Source organism: Faecousia sp., assembly GCF_048519415.1.
Lineage (GTDB): Bacteria > Bacillota > Clostridia > Oscillospirales > Oscillospiraceae > JAZOXB01.
Window position 1 is genome coordinate 1 of sequence record NZ_DBFZUT010000087.1, and the last position, 16,602, is coordinate 16,602.

At 61.6% G+C, this 16,602-nt stretch carries 14 protein-coding genes and 1 tRNA gene; 9 read left to right on the forward strand and 6 right to left on the reverse strand.

The features are described 5' to 3' along the window. Positions 1-92: 92 nt before the first annotated feature. The 5 genes from ACMKFF_RS09150 to thrS all read right to left on the reverse strand — a co-directional run bounded on the left by ACMKFF_RS09150 (position 93) and on the right by thrS (position 7,810). The gene (locus ACMKFF_RS09150; RefSeq protein WP_418465304.1) at positions 93-896 is read right to left on the reverse strand and encodes a TPM domain-containing protein; all 804 of its coding nucleotides are present in this window, start codon (positions 894-896) and stop codon (positions 93-95) included. Positions 897-910: 14 nt separating this feature from the next. After that, complete coding sequence (locus ACMKFF_RS09155) at positions 911-1,987, reverse strand: hypothetical protein (protein WP_419496736.1); 1,077 nt, start codon at positions 1,985-1,987, stop codon at positions 911-913. A gap of 20 nt (positions 1,988-2,007) precedes the next feature. Further along, positions 2,008-3,393 (reverse strand): SPFH domain-containing protein, encoded by a 1,386-nt coding sequence (locus ACMKFF_RS09160; protein ID WP_419496737.1) that lies wholly within the window; start codon positions 3,391-3,393, stop codon positions 2,008-2,010. 282 nt (positions 3,394-3,675) lie between these two features. Continuing rightward, the gene (gene pckA / locus ACMKFF_RS09165; RefSeq protein WP_349134671.1) at positions 3,676-5,283 is read right to left on the reverse strand and encodes a phosphoenolpyruvate carboxykinase (ATP); all 1,608 of its coding nucleotides are present in this window, start codon (positions 5,281-5,283) and stop codon (positions 3,676-3,678) included. A 733-nt stretch (positions 5,284-6,016) separates the two neighbouring features. Next, positions 6,017-7,810, reverse strand: a complete 1,794-nt coding sequence (thrS, locus tag ACMKFF_RS09170; RefSeq protein WP_419496738.1) for a threonine--tRNA ligase — start codon at positions 7,808-7,810, stop codon at positions 6,017-6,019. Positions 7,811-8,593: 783 nt separating this feature from the next. Between thrS and ACMKFF_RS09175 the strand changes: the two genes are divergently transcribed. Then, positions 8,594-9,745, forward strand: coding sequence for a 3D domain-containing protein (locus tag ACMKFF_RS09175; RefSeq protein WP_419496739.1), 1,152 nt, complete (start codon positions 8,594-8,596; stop codon positions 9,743-9,745). A 575-nt stretch (positions 9,746-10,320) separates the two neighbouring features. Continuing rightward, positions 10,321-11,217, forward strand: a complete 897-nt coding sequence (locus ACMKFF_RS09180; protein ID WP_419496740.1) for a hypothetical protein — start codon at positions 10,321-10,323, stop codon at positions 11,215-11,217. A gap of 517 nt (positions 11,218-11,734) precedes the next feature. Here the strand turns inward: ACMKFF_RS09180 and spoIID are convergent. Further along, positions 11,735-12,727 (reverse strand): stage II sporulation protein D, encoded by a 993-nt coding sequence (gene spoIID, locus ACMKFF_RS09185; protein ID WP_419496741.1) that lies wholly within the window; start codon positions 12,725-12,727, stop codon positions 11,735-11,737. Positions 12,728-12,848: 121 nt separating this feature from the next. On the opposite strand from spoIID, the gene ACMKFF_RS09190 reads away from it, so the two are divergent. The 7 genes from ACMKFF_RS09190 to ACMKFF_RS09220 all read left to right on the forward strand — a co-directional run. Beyond that, positions 12,849-14,243, forward strand: coding sequence for a citrate synthase (locus tag ACMKFF_RS09190; protein ID WP_419496742.1), 1,395 nt, complete (start codon positions 12,849-12,851; stop codon positions 14,241-14,243). A gap of 64 nt (positions 14,244-14,307) precedes the next feature. Next, a tRNA-Leu gene (locus tag ACMKFF_RS09195) sits at positions 14,308-14,395 on the forward strand. 410 nt (positions 14,396-14,805) lie between these two features. Then, positions 14,806-15,213 carry a hypothetical protein gene (locus ACMKFF_RS09200; protein ID WP_419496743.1) on the forward strand — a complete coding sequence of 136 codons (408 nt, stop codon included), beginning with the start codon at positions 14,806-14,808 and terminating at the stop codon, positions 15,211-15,213. 189 nt (positions 15,214-15,402) lie between these two features. Continuing rightward, positions 15,403-15,585, forward strand: coding sequence for a DUF6440 family protein (locus ACMKFF_RS09205; RefSeq protein WP_419496744.1), 183 nt, complete (start codon positions 15,403-15,405; stop codon positions 15,583-15,585). After that, positions 15,585-15,911 carry a hypothetical protein gene (locus ACMKFF_RS09210; RefSeq protein WP_419496745.1) on the forward strand — a complete coding sequence of 109 codons (327 nt, stop codon included), beginning with the start codon at positions 15,585-15,587 and terminating at the stop codon, positions 15,909-15,911. The genes ACMKFF_RS09205 and ACMKFF_RS09210 overlap by 1 nt, the downstream gene beginning before the upstream one ends. Before the next feature lie 24 nt (positions 15,912-15,935). Continuing rightward, positions 15,936-16,190, forward strand: coding sequence for a prolyl oligopeptidase family serine peptidase (locus tag ACMKFF_RS09215; protein WP_419496746.1), 255 nt, complete (start codon positions 15,936-15,938; stop codon positions 16,188-16,190). After that, positions 16,156-16,602, forward strand: a 447-nt coding sequence (locus ACMKFF_RS09220; RefSeq protein WP_419496747.1) for a GNAT family N-acetyltransferase, incomplete at its 3' end; no start/stop codon positions are given. The genes ACMKFF_RS09215 and ACMKFF_RS09220, both read left to right, overlap by 35 nt.

The window sequence follows — 16,602 nt, forward strand, 5'->3', positions numbered from 1 at the left end:
TTCTGCATGAGACGGCGCAGCGTGCGTCAGCACGATGCGAGTGTGCGTAGCACACGGGATTCCTGATTAAATGTTTTAATCAGGAATCAGTATCAGAACTTTCCCCCGCCGCCGCCGAACGACGAGCCGCCGGAGCCGGAATGCGCGTCGCTTCCGCTGCGGTCGTTGTCCTTCGGGCGCGCCGTGCGCGTCGTGTTGGCATAGAGGAACAGATCGGACTGCTGCGTCAGGTGCAGGCTGTCCTGCACAACATAGCTGTTCGCAGCGGGCTGGCGGCGCACCGTCTTGTGCTTCGCTGCCATCACGCCGACCGTGATGCCGCCGATGAGCGCGCCGAACAGCAGGCAGGCCACGACCCACAGGAAGCCCGGCGCTTCAAACGGCTCGTCAGGCAGGTTCCCCGTGTCATAGGCCGAGCCGTTTCTCGCTTGGTTGACATAATCCTCACATTCCTCCGCGAATGTGGAAAATGCCGCGGCATATTCAGCGTTCGAGAGCTGGGGCAGGAAGCGGTCCACCATGGCCTCTCGCCCGGCGGGCGTGATGGCGGTGATGCCGAAGCCATGCGTGGCGATGTACCAGTCGCGCGTGTCCATGGCCACGAGCAGGAGCGCGCCGTCGCGGTCCTCGCCGAGGCCGTAGTTGTTGTACCAGAAGAAGTCCTCCGCGTAATTCCGCGGCGTTTCGCCGTCGAGCGAGTCGACGGTCACGATGACGATGTCGAACTGCAGCGCCTCGCTGCGGCTGTCGAGGTCGGCCAGCAGCGCTTCCGCGTCATCCGCCATCAGCAGGTCTGCGTTGTCCACCAGCCGGGGCAGATCCGCCGCTGCAGCGGGCAGGACCAGCAGCGCCAGCAGGGCAAGCAGCAGCGTGAGCAGGGTAAGCGTTCGTTTCATATCCGTGCCCTCCCTCAGTGCAGCAGCTGCCACAGGCACACAAGGCCATAGGCTGCCGCTGCCGCGATGCCGCTGACAAGGCTGAACCAGCGCCACTTCTTCCCCTTGTCCACGGGGAGGTCGCCGACGAATTTGCCGGTCTGGCCGTTCATGGCGAACGAGAACGTTTTGCCGTTCCACACGGTGTTCAGCAGCCACACGGGGTAGAGCGCATAGCGCACCCTGCCGTTTGCCAGGCGGACGGATGTGTTCTCGGGCACGACGGTGTGATAGCCCACGACGGTCGAGGCGAACACGGACTCCGTGCTCTTTTTCACACGCTCGTTCGCGCGGCCGATGCTGTCGTCTGCGTTCACATCATAGCGGTCGGCGAGATAGCCGGACAGGTAGGCCGTCTGAAAATCGACCGCGCTGGAGAAGTCAAACGGCTCGATGGATTCCATCAGGTCGTCCGGCATGCGGGATGAGCCGTCCACCGGGACGTGGGTGAAGCTGAGGTCGCCGCTGCGCAGGACGGCATAGTGCTGCGTCTCGGTGTAGTCATAGTCGCGGTCGCTCCAGGTGCGGATGCGCGTCGCGTGGTAGCGGATGTGGGCGTCGGCGTCGGCGTCAAACAGCCAGAACGGCACATACACGCCCTTGACCTCGGAGATGCGGTTCTCACTGCGGAACAGGTTCGGCAGCAGGCGCTTGCCCTTCATATGGTTGCGCAGGGCGGCCTCGGCCGCCTTTTTGTCGAGCTTGAAGGGAATGACGTAATCGGGCTTCAGGTCGCCGGACAGGCGGCCGGTCAGCACGATGGGATTGCCGCAGAACGGGCAGGCCGTCGCGGCGGTGCTCTCGTCGCACACCAGCTCGCCGCCGCAGCTCTTGCAGGTGTAAACGCCCATCTGCACGTCGTCCCACGGCTGCTGCGCCGCGTCCCAGTGCATGTCGTCCGCGGCGTCCTGCTTCAGCGCGTCGTCGTAGCCCTCGAGCGTCTCTACGTCGAAGGTCGTGTCGCAGTACGGGCACTTCATCTTCTGCAGGCCGCTGTCGAATTCCAGGCGGCCGCCGCAGCAGGGGCATTTGTACTGGATCGTTTCAGCCATGCGAGGTTCCCACCCTTTCGTCAGACCTGATCGTTGAAGTCAAAGGGATCGCCGCACTCGGGGCAGAATTTCGGCGGATGGCGCGGATCCTCCGGCTGCCAGCCGCACTTGTCGCAGCGGTACTGCGGCTCGTTCGCGGGCTTCTTCGCGCCGCAGTTCTGGCAGAACTTGCCCTGATTCACCGTGCCGCAGGCGCAGGTCCAGCCCTCGGCAGGGCGCGGCTTGCCGCAGGCAGAGCAGAATTTTCCGGTGTTCCTCTGGCCGCAGGTGCACGTCCAGCCGTTTGCGGCAGGCTGCGGCTTCTTTGCCCCGCAGCTCGGGCAGAAGTTGCCCGTCGCCGTTGCGCCGCAGCTGCATTTCCAGCCGTCTGCAGCCGGTGCAGCCGGTGCAGCCTTCTGCTGCTGGCCCATGGCATAAAGCTCCTGCGCATTGAGGCCGCCTGCCTGCTGGGCCATGCCCATGCCCATGAAGCCCATCATCGCGCCGTTCTTGTTCCCGGCGGCGGTCTTCATGGCCTCGGCCTGTGCACCCGTGAGCGTGGCAGCCGCCATGGACGGATCGCGCAGCATGGCCGTGCGCTGCGCCTGCTTGATGAGCTCTGCGTCCTCCTCGGGGAGGCTGATGGGGTTCATGGCAATGGAGACGACCTGCAGGCCGCGCAGCTCGCCCCACTTGCGAGAGAGCGTTTCGTTCATGAACGTCGAAAGCTCCTCGGCGTGGGCGGGCAGGGCGCTCGGGCGGACCTCCAGCTCGGAGATGCGGGCAAAGGCGGGCTGCAGCGCGCTGATGAACTCCGTCTTGAGCATGCCGTCGATCTCGGAGCGCTTGTAGTCGCCCTCGACATTGCCGCACACATGCGTGTAGAACAGCATGGGGTCGGAGATTTTGTAGGAATACACGCCGTTGCAGCGGACGGACACGTCGATATCCAGCCCGATGTTGCGGTCGACGACGCGGAAGGGGATCGGGGTGGCCGTGCCGAACTTGTTGTCCACGATCTCCTTGGTGTTGAAGTAGTAAACGCGCTGGTCCTTGCCCGTGTCTCCGCCGAAGGTGAAGCGGCGGCCTACGGTCTTGAACGTATCGAGCAGGCTCTTGCCGAATGAGCCGGTAAAGATGCTCGGCTCGGTCGAGGCGTCAAAGACGAACTGGCCCGGCTCGGCGCAGAATTCCACGACCTTGCCCTGCTCCACGATCATCATGCACTGTCCGTCCGCCACGGCAATGACGGAGCCGTTGGAGATGATGTTGTCGCTGCCCTTCGTGTTGGAGCTGCGCCCGGAGACGCGCTTTTGGCCCTTGACGGCCAGCACCTCCGGCGACAACGCGTCGCAGTAGAAAAATTCCTTCCATTGATCGGCGAGCGTGCCGCCGAGCGAGCCGGCGCCGGCTTTGATCAGACCCATAATATGCTCCCTTCCCTGCTGCAAGCAGATTTTTTTCCCATTATACCAGCTTTGACGGGAAAATGGTAGCCCTCGGCGCAGAGAATTTTGCGTGACAGGGGATGCGCAGGCGCATCGCAAGTCCATTTCGGTGTGCAAAAAAGCCTCGCAGAGTTCGCCGCCCGCAGGCGGACGATCCGTGCGAGCAGCGGACTGCGGCCCGATTGCCGGAAAAGCCTGAAGGGGATTTTCCGGCAGTAAAAAACAGGCCGCATTGCTGCGGCCTGTTCGGAAAATATGCAATTACTCAGCCTTCGGGCCTGCGGCGACCAGAGCCTTACCGGCCTCGTTGCCCTCGTACTTGACGAAGTTCTTGACGAAGCGGGAGGCCAGATCCTTTGCCTTCTCGTCCCACTGGGAAGCATCAGCATAGGTGTCGCGCGGATCGAGGATCTTCGGATCGACGCCGGGCAGCTCCGTGGGGACCTCGAAATTGAAGTACGGGATCTTCTTCGTGGGGGCGTTCAGGATCGCGCCGCTCAGGATGGCGTCGATGATGCCGCGGGTGTCCTTGATGGAGATGCGCTTGCCGGTGCCGTTCCAGCCGGTGTTGACCAGATAGGCCTTTGCGCCGCTCTTTTCCATCTTCTTGACGAGCTCTTCGGCGTACTTCGTCGGATGCAGCTCGAGGAAGGCCTGGCCGAAGCAGGCGGAGAACGTCGGGGTCGGCTCGGTGATGCCGCGCTCGGTGCCGGCCAGCTTCGCGGTGAAGCCGGAGAGGAAGTAGTACTTCGTCTGCTCCGGGGTCAGGACGGAAACGGGAGGCAGAACGCCGAAGGCATCTGCGGACAGGAAGATGACGTTCTTCGCAGCGGGCGCAGAGGAGATCGGGCGGACAATGTTCTGAATGTGGTTGATCGGGTAGGAGACGCGGGTGTTCTCGGTGACGGACTTGTCGGCAAAGTCGATCTTGCCGTTCTCGTCGAGCGTGACGTTCTCGAGCAGGGCGTTGCGCTTGATGGCGTTGTAGATGTCGGGCTCGGAATCCTTGTCAAGGTTGATGACCTTGGCGTAGCAGCCGCCCTCGAAGTTGAACACGCCGTTGTCGTCCCAGCCGTGCTCGTCGTCGCCGATGAGAAGGCGCTTCGGATCGGTGGACAGCGTGGTCTTGCCGGTGCCGGACAGGCCGAAGAAGATGGCGGTGTTCTCGCCGTTCATGTCGGTGTTGGCGGAGCAGTGCATGGAGGCCAGGCCCTTGAGCGGCAGGTAGTAGTTCATCATGGAGAACATGCCCTTCTTCATCTCGCCGCCGTACCAGGTGTTGATGATGACCTGCTCACGGGAGGTGATGTTGAAGGCCACGCAGGTCTCGGAGTTCAGACCGAGCTCCTTGTAGTTTTCGACCTTCGCCTTGGAGGCGTTGTAGACGACAAAGTCCGGCTTGAAGTTCTTCAGCTCTTCCTCCGTCGGCTTGATGAACATGTTGGTGACGAAGTGGGCCTGCCATGCGACCTCGACGATGAAGCGGATGGCCATACGGGTGTCCTTGTTCGCGCCGCAGAATGCGTCGACGACGAACAGGCGCTTGCTGCCCAGCTCCTTCAGAGCGATGTCCTTGACAGCCTTCCAGGTCTCTTCGGTCATGGGATGGTTGTCGTTCTTGTAGGCGTCGGACGTCCACCACACGGTGTCCTTGGAGTTCTCGTCCACGACGATGTACTTGTCTTTGGGGGAACGGCCGGTGTAGATACCGGTCATAACGTTCACGGCACCCAGCTCGCTGACCTGGCCCTTTTCGTAGCCGGTGAGCTCGGGCTTGGTCTCTTCCGCGAAGAGCATCTCGTAGGAAGGATTGTGCACGATCTCGGTGGTGCCGGTGATCCCATACTGCTTCAGATCGATTTCAGCCATTTTGGATTACCTCTTTCTTTGAACTGTCCGGCTGCCGGAGCAGCCGCTAAATTACTTCTGCACTACGTTTCCCGTAGTTTCGCATCTATATATTACGATTTTTTTCGGACAAAATCAATCCTTTTTTATCGTTTTGCAAAAAGTTCATAATTTTGCCGAAAAAGGACGGCAGAACGCCATTGTAGGGTCGGGGCATGCCCCGACCGGCGATACACTTGCAGTCCGTACAAGCCGCCGTTAAAATGGCACGCACCGATTGCGTCTGTAGCGGCGCTCAGTGAGCGCCTAAGGCAGTTGCAGGTATTGCGGTAGTAATTCGGCGGCGCGATGCCTACAAGTTTGTCATTGCGAGGCCCCGAAGGGGACGTGGCAATCTCGCAGAACATGGTCGGATAACAAGGCATTCCCGGCGAAATCGTAACTGCCTTCCCGAGATTGCCACGTCGGCTGCGCCTCCTCGCAATGACAAACCTGAAAGCCTGTACGCTCGACGGACTCCCCGGTAATCTGCAACTGCCCAAGGCGCTCACTGAGCGCCGCTACATTTTTCTCTCGCGCAGCGGCCTTGTGCAACGAGCGCCGCTACAGACGCAATTGGTTTTTACGTTTTTATCGGTGGCCTGTACGAATCGACAGTGCAGCGCCGGGAGGGACATGTTCCTCCCCTACAACGCCCGGCTGGCGGCCGTGCCGAAAAATTCCCCGGAGCATGTGCTCCGGGGAACGGCTTCTTTCAGTCGCGGACCTTCGTGTCGATCTCCGCACGGCACTTCGTGCGGAAATCGTCTACGCTCATGGCGCCGAGATCCACACCGGCACGCGTGCGGACGGACACGGTCTGGTTCTCCATGTCGCGGTCGCCGACGACGAGCATATACGGGATCTTCTGCATCTGGGCCTCGCGGATCTTGTAGCCGAGCTTCTCGCTGCGGTAGTCAGACTCGGCACGGATGCCCGCGTCGCGCAGACGGTCGACGATCTCCTGCGCATAGTCGTGCGCGCGGTCGGTGATCGGCAGAACGCGGACCTGCGTCGGCATCATCCACAGCGGCAGCGCGCCTGCGTACTTCTCGATGAGGTAGGCCAGCGTGCGCTCGTAGCAGCCGAGGCTCGTGCGGTGAATGATATAGGGACGGACCTTCTGGCCGTTCTGGTCGGTGTACTCCATGCCGAAGCGCTCGGCCAGCAGCATGTCGATCTGGATGGTGACGAGGGTGTCCTCCTTGCCGAAGACGTTCTTATACTGGATGTCGAGCTTCGGACCGTAGAACGCGGCTTCGTCGAAGCCAACGGTGTACTTCACGCCGAGGTCGTCGAGAATGCGCCCCATGATCTCCTGTGCCTCGTTCCACTGCTCGGCCGTGCCCTCATATTTATTGTTGGGGTTCGCGGGATCCCACTGCGAGAAGCGGAACGTGCAGTCCTCGAGCAGGCCGACGGTACCGAGGCAGTACTTGGCAAGATCGAGGCAGTGCTTGAACTCCTCCTCCAGCTGATCCGGGCGCAGCACGATGTGGCCCTCGGAGATCGTGAACTGGCGCACGCGGATGAGGCCGTGCATTTCGCCGGAGTCCTCGTTGCGGAACAGCGTGGACGTCTCGCCGAGGCGCATCGGCAGGTCGCGGTAGGAGCGGGCGCGGTTCAGGTAGACCTGATACTGGAACGGGCAGGTCATCGGGCGCAGAGCGAAGCATTCCTTCGTCTCGTCGTGCGGGTCGCCGAGGACGAACATGCCGTCGAGGTAGTGGTCCCAGTGGCCGGAGATCTTATACAGCTCGCGCTTGGCCAGCAGCGGCGTCTTCGTCAGCAGGTAGCCGCGCTTTTCCTCCTCGTCCTCGACCCAGCGCTGCAGCGTCTGGATGACGCGCGCGCCCTTCGGCAGCAGGATGGGCAGGCCCTGACCGATAACGTCGACGGTCGTGAAGTATTCCAGCTCACGGCCGAGCTTGTTGTGGTCGCGCCTGCGGGCCTCCTCCTGCTTCTGCAGGTATTCGTCCAGCTCCTCCTTCTTCGGGAAGGCAATGCCGTAGATGCGCTGGAGCATCTTGCGCTTCGAATCGCCGCGCCAGTAAGCGCCGCAGCACTGCGTCAGCTTGAAGGCGTTTGCCTTGATGCGGCCGGTGCTGTCCAGATGCGGGCCTGCGCACAGGTCCGTGAACTCACCCTGCGTGTAGAACGAGATGACGGCATCCTCAGGCAGGTCGTTGATGAGCTCGACCTTATACGGCTCACCGAGCGACTCCATATAGGCCACGGCCTCGGCGCGCGGCTTCTCGCTGCGGACGAGGGGGAGCTTTTCCTTGCAGATCTTCTTCATCTCGGCCTCGATGGCGTCGAGGTGCTCCTGCGTGAAGCTGAAGTCTGCATCAAAATCGTAGTACCAGCCGCTGTCGATGGACGGGCCGATGGCCAGCTTGACCTGCGGATACAGGCGCTTGACGGCCTGCGCCATCACATGGGAGCAGGTGTGCCAGTACGTCTTGCGATAGGCCTCGTTTTCAAACGTGTACAGATTTTCTTCGGACATGGTGTTTCCTCCTTCATTCTGAGGGGCAATAAGGGAACCTCTGTATAAAATCAACTGCGGTGCCTGCCAGATCTTTTTCGCCAATCCATCGGTTCGGAAAACTTGAAATACATACCAGTATTCCGGCGTTTTCCAAACCTTGGCTTGACAAAAAATATCTTGCCATTCACGCTTGTTGATTTTATCAGAGGTTCAAAAAAATCACCCCTGATCCAATCAGGGGTGAGATACAGATCCTGTATTCCACGGTTCCACCCTGCTTGCAGCGCATGGCGCTGCCGCTCGTTGGCGCGGTAACGGGCGCACCCGGCTCAGCCTACTGGAAGTTCAGCGGAGCGGCTCGGAAGCGGTTCGGCGGCAGGCGGGTGCAGGAGCTTTCACCAACCGCTCCCTCTCTGGGCAACCGGGCCTGTTCCGGTCTTCGTCACAGCCTCTTTGATATCGCCAATATAGCACGTTTGCCCGGCCGTGTCAAGCGGTGCGGGCAAAGTTTTTTGCCTGCGGCGGGGAGGTTGCGTTTTGTGGCCGTTATGTTAACCGTTTTGTAATCCTTTCACAATATCTTGTGCCTCCGCGCGCCGTGTATGCGGATATTTAGTCCGCCGGAAAACGGAAATAATAGCATAAAAAGTTTGACAAAAACAGGAAAATAAGAAAAAAGCTTGACAAATCGTGAAAGAATGTTATAATTGCGCGGTAGTTACAATATAGTAACAATAGTTGCAGCCCGCAAACAAAACCCGCCGCTGCAGCGAAAATTCTCAGAAATTGGAGGAGGCAAGCATGCAAAGAAGCACACAACATCCGCGCCGCCGGGCGTGGCTGCGGCGGCTCATCGTCGTCGCGGTGCTGGCCGCCGCTGTCGGCGCGCTGCTTTCGCAGACCGTCTTTGCCCAGACCAGCTATATTATCACGGACGGCGACCGCGTCACCGTCCACCGCTCCTACAGCTCCGATCCCTATGAGGTGCTCACCGAGGCGGGCATCGAGCTCGAGGAGGAGGATACCTATGAGACCGGCTATGCCGACGGCATGAATCAGATCACCGTCCGCCGCATGCAGATGGTCACGGTCATCAACCGCGGCGCGCAGAGCGTCATCGGCACCTACGGCGAAACGACCGGCTCCCTGCTGGCCCGCATGGGCATCACGCCGGGCGCGGGCGACACGCTCTCGTGCAGCAGCGAGACGCAGACCTACGACGGCATGACCATTGAGCTCGTGCACACGGAGACGCGCATCGAGGAGGAGGACACGACCGTTCCCTACCCCGTCAATTATTATGAGGACCCCGATCTCGAGCCGGATGCCGAGATTGTCCTCGTGGCCGGGCAGAACGGCCTGACCCACGTCAAGAGCGAGGTCACCTACCGCAACGGCAAGGAGGTCTCCCGCACCGTCGTGCAGGAGACGGTCCAAACGAAGCCCGTCACCCAGCTCGTCATCCGCGGCGTTGACCGCACCATCATGGAGCAGCCCGCCGATCCGGAGCCTGCGGAGCAGGCAGCCCCTGCCGCCTCGTCCGGCACGGCCTCCGGCAGCTCCTCGTCCGGCTCGTCGTCCTCCGGCGGCTCACGCTATGACGGCTCCGCCGAGACGAGCGGCAACGTCATCATGACGTCCTCCGGCGAGAGCTACACCTACGTCGATGTGATGACCTGCTCCGCCACGGCCTACACCTGCGAGGGCTATGTCGGCCACACCTATTCCGGCACGCTGGCCCGCGTGGGCGCCATCGCGGTCGACCCGACCGTCATCCCGCTCGGTACGAAGATGTATGTCGTTTCAAACGACGGCCAGTATGTCTATGGCTACTGCGTGGCCGAGGACATCGGCGGCGGCATCAAGGGCAATAAGATCGACCTGTATTTTGACACCTATGCCGAGTGCTGGGACTTCGGCGTGCGCATGTGCACCGTCTATATCCTGGGCTGAATGAAATAGAGAAGGACCGGACTGCACGTCCGGCCCTTTTTATAATGTAATATGGCGTGAAGCTCTCGGGTTTGTCATTGCGAGGGCGCTTTGCGCCCGTGGCAATCTCGGGAAGGCACTGACGCCCCGTACCGGCCACCGTGAAAACGGTATGCACCGATTGCGTCTGTAGCGGCGCTCAGTGAGCGCCATGCAGGCTGGCAATATTGGTGGCATGAGTTCAATGGCGCAATGCTCCCAGATTTGTCATTGCGAGGCCCCAACGGGGCCGTGGCGCCCTGAGCGCGAAGCGCGAGGAAGTGCCCTTGGGGTGCAATCTCAGCAGCACTCGGCCGGATCACAAGGCACTCCCGGCGAAAACGGAACTGCCTGCACGAGATTCCCACGTCGCTTCGCTCCTCGGAGTGACAAATCGGGAGCCATCGTCATTTTAATGACAGCCTGTTCATTTCGGCAGCACTGCGCCGGGCCCGGCTGTCCGCTCCCCTACAACGCATAATTGGCGGCCCTGCGCATCCCCCGCATTGACGCGCGTGGTACAATAAAATAAAAATACCATGCCATGGAGGGGACCGATGGATCAGTTCACTGCGCAGTATCATCTGCCCGGGCTGTTTGAATTTTATGCGCTCTACCGCCTGTTTCTGCCGCTGTTTTTTGAGCACCGGGAGTATTTTTATGACTGGTGCGGCATTGGCTCGATCTACGGCGCGCCGGAGGGCTGCCTCTGGGGCGGCGGGCGCGTCAGCTGCGGCGACTGCGACCCGCGCGACGCGCTTGCCCTGCTGCGGGACTACGGTATCTCCGCCCGCCTGACGTTCAGCAATTCCCTGCTGCGGCCGGAGCACCTGGCCGACCCGCGCTGCAATGCGCTGTGCCGCCTGTTCGAATCGAGCGGAGAAAACGGAATCATTGTCCATTCCGACCTGCTGGTGGATCACCTGCGGCAGCGTTATCCGGGGCTGTACCTCGTTTCGTCCACGACAAAGGTCCTGACGGACTTCGCTGCGTTCCGTCAGGAGCTGGCGCGGCCGGAGTTTCGGTATGTCGTGCCGGATTTCCGCCTGAATCCGGCGCTGGAGCAGCTGCGTGCCCTCTCGCCGCAGGAGAAGGCGAAGGTCGAATTCCTGTGCAACGAATGCTGCCGCTTCGGCTGCCCGGACCGCCGCGCGTGTTATGAGGCCGTCAGCCGCAAGAACCTCGGCGAGCCCGGCCCGGAGCACCGCTGCACCGCGCCGGACGCCGCGCAGGGCTACCGCTTCTCCAGAGCAATGGAAAATCCCGGCTTCCTCAGCACCGGTGACATCCGGGATATCCGCCTGCCGCTGGGCTTTTCCGAGTTCAAGTTCGAGGGCCGCGGCCTCGGCAGCGCGATGGCACTGGAGTTTCTCCTGTATTACATGACAAAGCCGGAGTATCAGATCCATGTCCGTGAGGCCATTTACCTCGATGCCATGCTGGACCTGTTCTGAGGATCAGCAGCGCGTTGTAGGGGAGCGGACAGCCGGGCCCGGCGCTACACTGCCGATACGTACAGGTTGGCGATAAAACGGTAATAGCCCCCGACTTGTCATTGCGAGGAGGCCGCAGGCCGACGTGGCAATCTCGCAGTACCATGTTGGATATCACGAAAGCTCCGGCGAAAACGTAACTGCCTTCCCGAGATTGCACTCCAAGGGCACTTCCTCGCGCTTCGCGCTCAGGGCGCCATGTAGGCTGGCAATATTGGTGGCATGAGTTCAATGGCGCAATGCTCCCAGATTTGTCATTGCGAGGCCCCAACGGGGCCGTGGCAATCTCAGCAGCACTCGGCCGGATCACAAGGCACTCCCGGCGAAAACGGAACTGCCTGCACGAGATTCCCACGTCGCTTCGCTCCTCGCAATGACAAATCGGGGGCCATCCTCATTTTAACGGTGACCTGTACAAATCGGCAGCAATGCGCCGGGCCGGGAACGCCCCGCCTCCGCGATTTCCATTCCATAATCATTATTTCTCGCCGTCCAGCGTCAGCCTTCGAATCTCCGTGCCCTGATAGTAGTGCAGCAGAATCTCATCAAAGCGCCTGCCCGCCTGCGCCATGGCCTCCGCGCCGTACTGGCTCAGGCCGACGCGGTGGCCGAAGCCGTGCGTCGTGACCGTCACGCCGTCCTCCTGCGGAGAAAACTCGATGTCCGTCGAGCGCAGGCCGAGCAGGCGGCGCAGCTCCGTACCCGTGAATGACGCGCCGCCCAGCTCCAGCGTCCCGATGCCGCCGCCCGCCGTATAGCGGACGGTCCCAAACCAGGTCTCCGGCGTACCGGAAAGGTCGGCGTCCGGCCGCGCGGGCGTGATGCGGTCCCGGAATTCTTCCGCCGTGAACGTCAGCGTCTCCGTTTCGCGCGGCGCGTCCTCCTCGCCGGGGCTGGGAACGGACTGCAGATATGGAATTTCACCGCCCCAGACGGCAACGGCCGCCTCCGTCCGCCCGCCGGAGCAGGAAAAATACGTCGCGTCGATGAGCTGCCCGTCATAGACGACGGCAAGCCCGTCCGTTTCCGTCACGGCCGCCTCCGCCGCCGCGTGCTCCGGCCACTGCTCCGGGGCGCACCAGCCCTGGCAGCAGGCGGCGCTGGCGCAGACGTCGGCCTCCGCGTGCTTGCCCGCCCCGGCCTGCCGCAGGGCGAATGTCCGCGCGGCACAGGCCTGCGCCTTGAGCGCCTCGGCCGCAAAGCCGGACGGCACCTCCGCCAGCAGCACGCAGACAAGGTAGTCGTGCAGCGCCTGCTCACGCACGGTCCCGTCCACAAGCACGCGCAGCGTCACAGCCTCGTCGAACGGCTCGTCCGCAGGCTCTGCGGGCGCGGTCTCCGCCTCCGTCGCGGCGAGCGTCTCGGCCCTCCCGTGCGGCAGAAGCTGCTTCGGCAGCAGCGGCAGCGCCAGCAGCATCACGGCCGCGCCGAGCACGGCGCAGCCAAGGGCGGCGAAAAATTTCCGGATCATAGCTTGCTCCTTTCCCCGCGCAGGGCGCGGCGTTCGAAAACCCGCACTTGACGTGGAGCGCACGGGCTGGTACAATTAGGGATAAATATACGACTATACGACAGGCAAGGAGGCGATTCCCGTGGTCGATGAGCGCTTTGACGAGCTCCTTCACACTCTATGCGCGGATTACCGCGTTCATAACAACCTGAATCTCGAGGCGCGGACGAACAGCAACATCAAGCGCGGCCTGCGCAACGACGACGGCACCGGCGTCATGGTCGGCTGCACGGCCGTCGGCAATGTCCTCGGCTATACCATCGAGGACGGCGAGCGCGTACCCATGCCCGGCCGCCTGATCTATCGCGGCTACGACCTGTCCGACCTGGTGGACGGCTACATCCGCGAGCAGCGCTTCGGCTTTCCGGAGGTCGCGTACCTGCTGCTCTTCGGCCACCTGCCCGATCAGGAGCAGTACGACATGTTCAAGCGTCTGCTGCATGATTTTACGGATCTGCCGCAGAATTTTACAGAGGACATGATCCTGAAAAATCCGAGCCACAACGTCATGAACAAGCTCGGGCGGTCCGTCCTTGCCCTGTATTCCTGCGACCCGGACCCGGACAGCCTGAGTGTCGAGAATATGATGCGCCAGTCCATCGAGCTCATTGCGCGCTTCCCGGTCATCGCGGCCTATGCCTATGTTGTAAAGCGGCATTATTTTGACAACGACAGCCTCTATCTCCACCGGCCGGAGCCGGAGCTGTCCACGGCGGAGAACTTCCTGCGCATGATCCGCCCGGACAAGCACTTCACCCAAGAGGAGGCGCGGCTGCTCGACCTGTGCCTTGTGTGCCATGCGGAGCACGGCGGCGGCAATAACTCCACGTTCACCTGCCGCTCCGTCTCGTCCACGGGGACGGACACCTATTCCGCCATCGCCGCGGCCGTCGCCTCGCTGAAGGGTCCGAAGCACGGCGGCGCGAACCGGCAGGTGCTGGCGCAGTTCTCCCTCATCAAGCAGACCGTCCGCGACTGGAAGGACGATGACGCCGTGGCCGACTGCGTCGGCCGCATCCTGCGCCGCGAGCTTGGCGACGGCAGCGGCCTCATTTACGGCATGGGACACGCGGTCTATACCCTGTCCGATCCGCGCACCGTCATCCTGCGGCAGAGCGCCCGCACGCTGGCCGCCCAGCGCGGCATGCTCGACGAGCTGGAGCTGATGGAGGCGGTCGAGCGTGTGACGCCGCGCATGTTTGCCGAGATCACGGGGCATGAAAAGGTCATGTGCGCCAATGTGGATATGTATTCCGGCCTCATTTATCAGATGCTGGATATCCCGCCTGACCTCTTTACGCCGCTGTTCGCCGTCGCGCGCATCACGGGCTGGTGCGCTCACCGCATGGAGGAGGTCCTCACCGGCGGCCGCCTGTACCGTCCGGCCTACAAATCGCTCACCCGCCACAGGGAGTATATCCCCATGGCTGCCAGAACATACCGGAAAAATCCGCTTCCCGCCGAAAAAAGGGATTGACAAGCCATTGCCGCCGTGCTATAATATGCGAGCAGTCCGAAATTCCGGACGGTATATATCGTATGCGCGAGTGGTGGAATTGGCAGACTCGCTAGATTCAGGTTCTAGTGTCCACTCCGGACGTGCGGGTTCAAGTCCCGCCTCGCGCACCAGAAAAAACCGGTTGTCCAGCGGACAACCGGTTTTTTTCAACGAAATAAATCCTGTCGGATTTGTGAAATGCGCTTCGCGCGTGAAATATGGCTTCGCCAAGTGAAATGCCTGCGGGCGTAAGTGGATTTATTTCATATCACTTGATGCGCCAGCATCAAATTTCACGCATCACATCCGGAGGATAGATCACTTTCGGACAGGACTTCCCTGGATGCAAAATATACTAAATATTATGTATAAGGACGATGAACCCATAACGCAAATTGGGAATTCATCCCTAATACATTTGACCGGATGCTTTTTGAACGAAATAAATCCTGCCGGATTTGTGCATGCACTTCGCGCGAAATGTGCCTGCGGGTGTGCGTAGATTATTATTTGATCCAATATATAGTGAGGAGGACTCGCCATGAAGAAACGCCTGCTGCTTCTGCTCCTTCCCGTGCTCGCACTGATCCTGGAGGCCCTGCCCTATGGTGCGGTGCTGCAGTTTGCGCGCCCGGACGCCGCGCCGGTCCGGGAGCTGTATTCCTATTTTGACCTCACGCCGTTCGGCTATGCGAATTTTGCGCCGCTCTTTACGGCACTTGGCACCTGTGTCCTGCTGGTCCTGCTGGCGCTGTACGCCGCGACCGGAAAGCGGGGACTTGCAGCCGCAGCGCGGATCGCAGCGGGCGTCTGCGCCCTCGTCTCGCTCGGTCCGCTCCTGCTGGGCATCCGGAATTATTCCGTTACCGGTGCGCTCATCACGGCCTCCCTGCTGGCGGAATGCCTCTGGCTGGGCCGCGTATGGAGACCGAAGAAAGAAAACCCCTAAAACGTCCCGCCGGGGACGAAGAAAACCGAACAAGCCCCCTTTGCCAATGCGGCGAAGGGGGCTTGCTTTGTGCCATGGAGAGAATACAATGAACTTTGTGCCTGTACGCCGCTCCGGACAAAACACGTTGCAAAATCCACGCTTCTGTGGTACGATGAACGCAGAGATCAACAAACGGAGGGACCGATTATGGCAAAGGAGCAGCGCTTTGAGCGCGTTTACACACAGGGAGCATTGCAGATCACCGAGATCTGGGTCGACAAGGAGACAGGCGTGAACGATCTCTTCCACGCCAGCGGCAATGCGGGCGGCCTGACGCCGCTGCTCGACCGCGACGGCAAGCCGGTCGTCTCCCCGCTGATGAACCGCTGATGCGCTATTTTATCCCGGCGTCGGAGCGGCAGGGGAGCTGCTATTTTGAGTTCCAGCCGGGGCGCTGGCGCGGGCGGTGTTGGCTACCCGGCTCCATCCTGCTCGCAGACGAGCGGTGGGAGGCACTGCGCCTGACGGAGCTGTTCGGCGGCGTCCTGCCGGAGTTTGACTATTTCGGCGTCACGCCCGTCTCCCCCGGGCAGTGGGAGCGCATCGCGGCGCGCAGCCGGGACGATGCAGACTGGCGGGCCGTCATCGACGAGGCCGCGCCGTGGGCAGAGGCCAGCTTTGCGCGGCACGGCGTCATCAGCATTCTGGGCCTGTGAATGGGGGCGCGGCTGTGAAGTACCTTGGCGTCACGCTGCGACACGCCCGTCCTCTTCCTCCACGGCGAGGACGACCGCTTCGTCCCCTGCGCCATGGGGCGGGAGAACTGTGCCTGCTGCCGCGCCGCAGATAAGACCCTGCTGACCTTTCCCGCCGCCGGGCACGGCATGAGCTATATGGCCGACCGGGAAAGATACCTCGCGGCCGTTATGGATTTCCTGGGGAGGGTGCTTGGAGAAGAATATGGAACAAAAACGACTCACACTTTCGGAATATGACGCCATCGTTGCCTTTGACCGGCTGTGCTTCCCGCAGGATCACTGGACGGAGGAGGACTGGCGGGAGCTGCTGGCGGACGAGCGGGCGGTCTATCTGGCCCTGCTGGACGATGGGCGCATCGTTGGCGACGTGTTCGTCTACAACTGGCAGGGCGAGCGGGACTACGGCAAGATCATGAACCTCGCGGTCCACCCGGCGTACCGCGGGCGCAGGCTGGCGGCGGGACTTCTGCGCGCGGCGACGGAGCTGCTGCAGGCGGCCGGGCTGCCGCGGATCTGCGGCGAGACGCGTCTCTCGAATGAGGCCATGCGCCGCACATTCGCCGCCTGCGGCTACCGGCTGACCCGCATCGAGGAGGCCTACTACGATCACCCGCCGGAAAGCGCCTGCAAGTATGAAAGACAATTTGAA

What these genes read in the sequence shown, in the direction of transcription:
- ACMKFF_RS09150 (WP_418465304.1), bottom strand. Translation starts at nt 896, where the DNA reads ATGAAACGAACGCTTACCCTGCTCACGCTGCTGCTTGCCCTGCTGGCG.
- ACMKFF_RS09155 (WP_419496736.1), bottom strand. Translation starts at nt 1,987, where the DNA reads ATGGCTGAAACGATCCAGTACAAATGCCCCTGCTGCGGCGGCCGCCTG.
- ACMKFF_RS09160 (WP_419496737.1), bottom strand. Translation starts at nt 3,393, where the DNA reads ATGGGTCTGATCAAAGCCGGCGCCGGCTCGCTCGGCGGCACGCTCGCC.
- pckA (WP_349134671.1), bottom strand. Translation starts at nt 5,283, where the DNA reads ATGGCTGAAATCGATCTGAAGCAGTATGGGATCACCGGCACCACCGAG.
- thrS (WP_419496738.1), bottom strand. Translation starts at nt 7,810, where the DNA reads ATGTCCGAAGAAAATCTGTACACGTTTGAAAACGAGGCCTATCGCAAG.
- ACMKFF_RS09175 (WP_419496739.1), top strand. Translation starts at nt 8,594, where the DNA reads ATGCAAAGAAGCACACAACATCCGCGCCGCCGGGCGTGGCTGCGGCGG.
- ACMKFF_RS09180 (WP_419496740.1), top strand. Translation starts at nt 10,321, where the DNA reads ATGGATCAGTTCACTGCGCAGTATCATCTGCCCGGGCTGTTTGAATTT.
- spoIID (WP_419496741.1), bottom strand. Translation starts at nt 12,727, where the DNA reads ATGATCCGGAAATTTTTCGCCGCCCTTGGCTGCGCCGTGCTCGGCGCG.
- ACMKFF_RS09200 (WP_419496743.1), top strand. Translation starts at nt 14,806, where the DNA reads ATGAAGAAACGCCTGCTGCTTCTGCTCCTTCCCGTGCTCGCACTGATC.
- ACMKFF_RS09205 (WP_419496744.1), top strand. Translation starts at nt 15,403, where the DNA reads ATGGCAAAGGAGCAGCGCTTTGAGCGCGTTTACACACAGGGAGCATTG.
- ACMKFF_RS09210 (WP_419496745.1), top strand. Translation starts at nt 15,585, where the DNA reads ATGCGCTATTTTATCCCGGCGTCGGAGCGGCAGGGGAGCTGCTATTTT.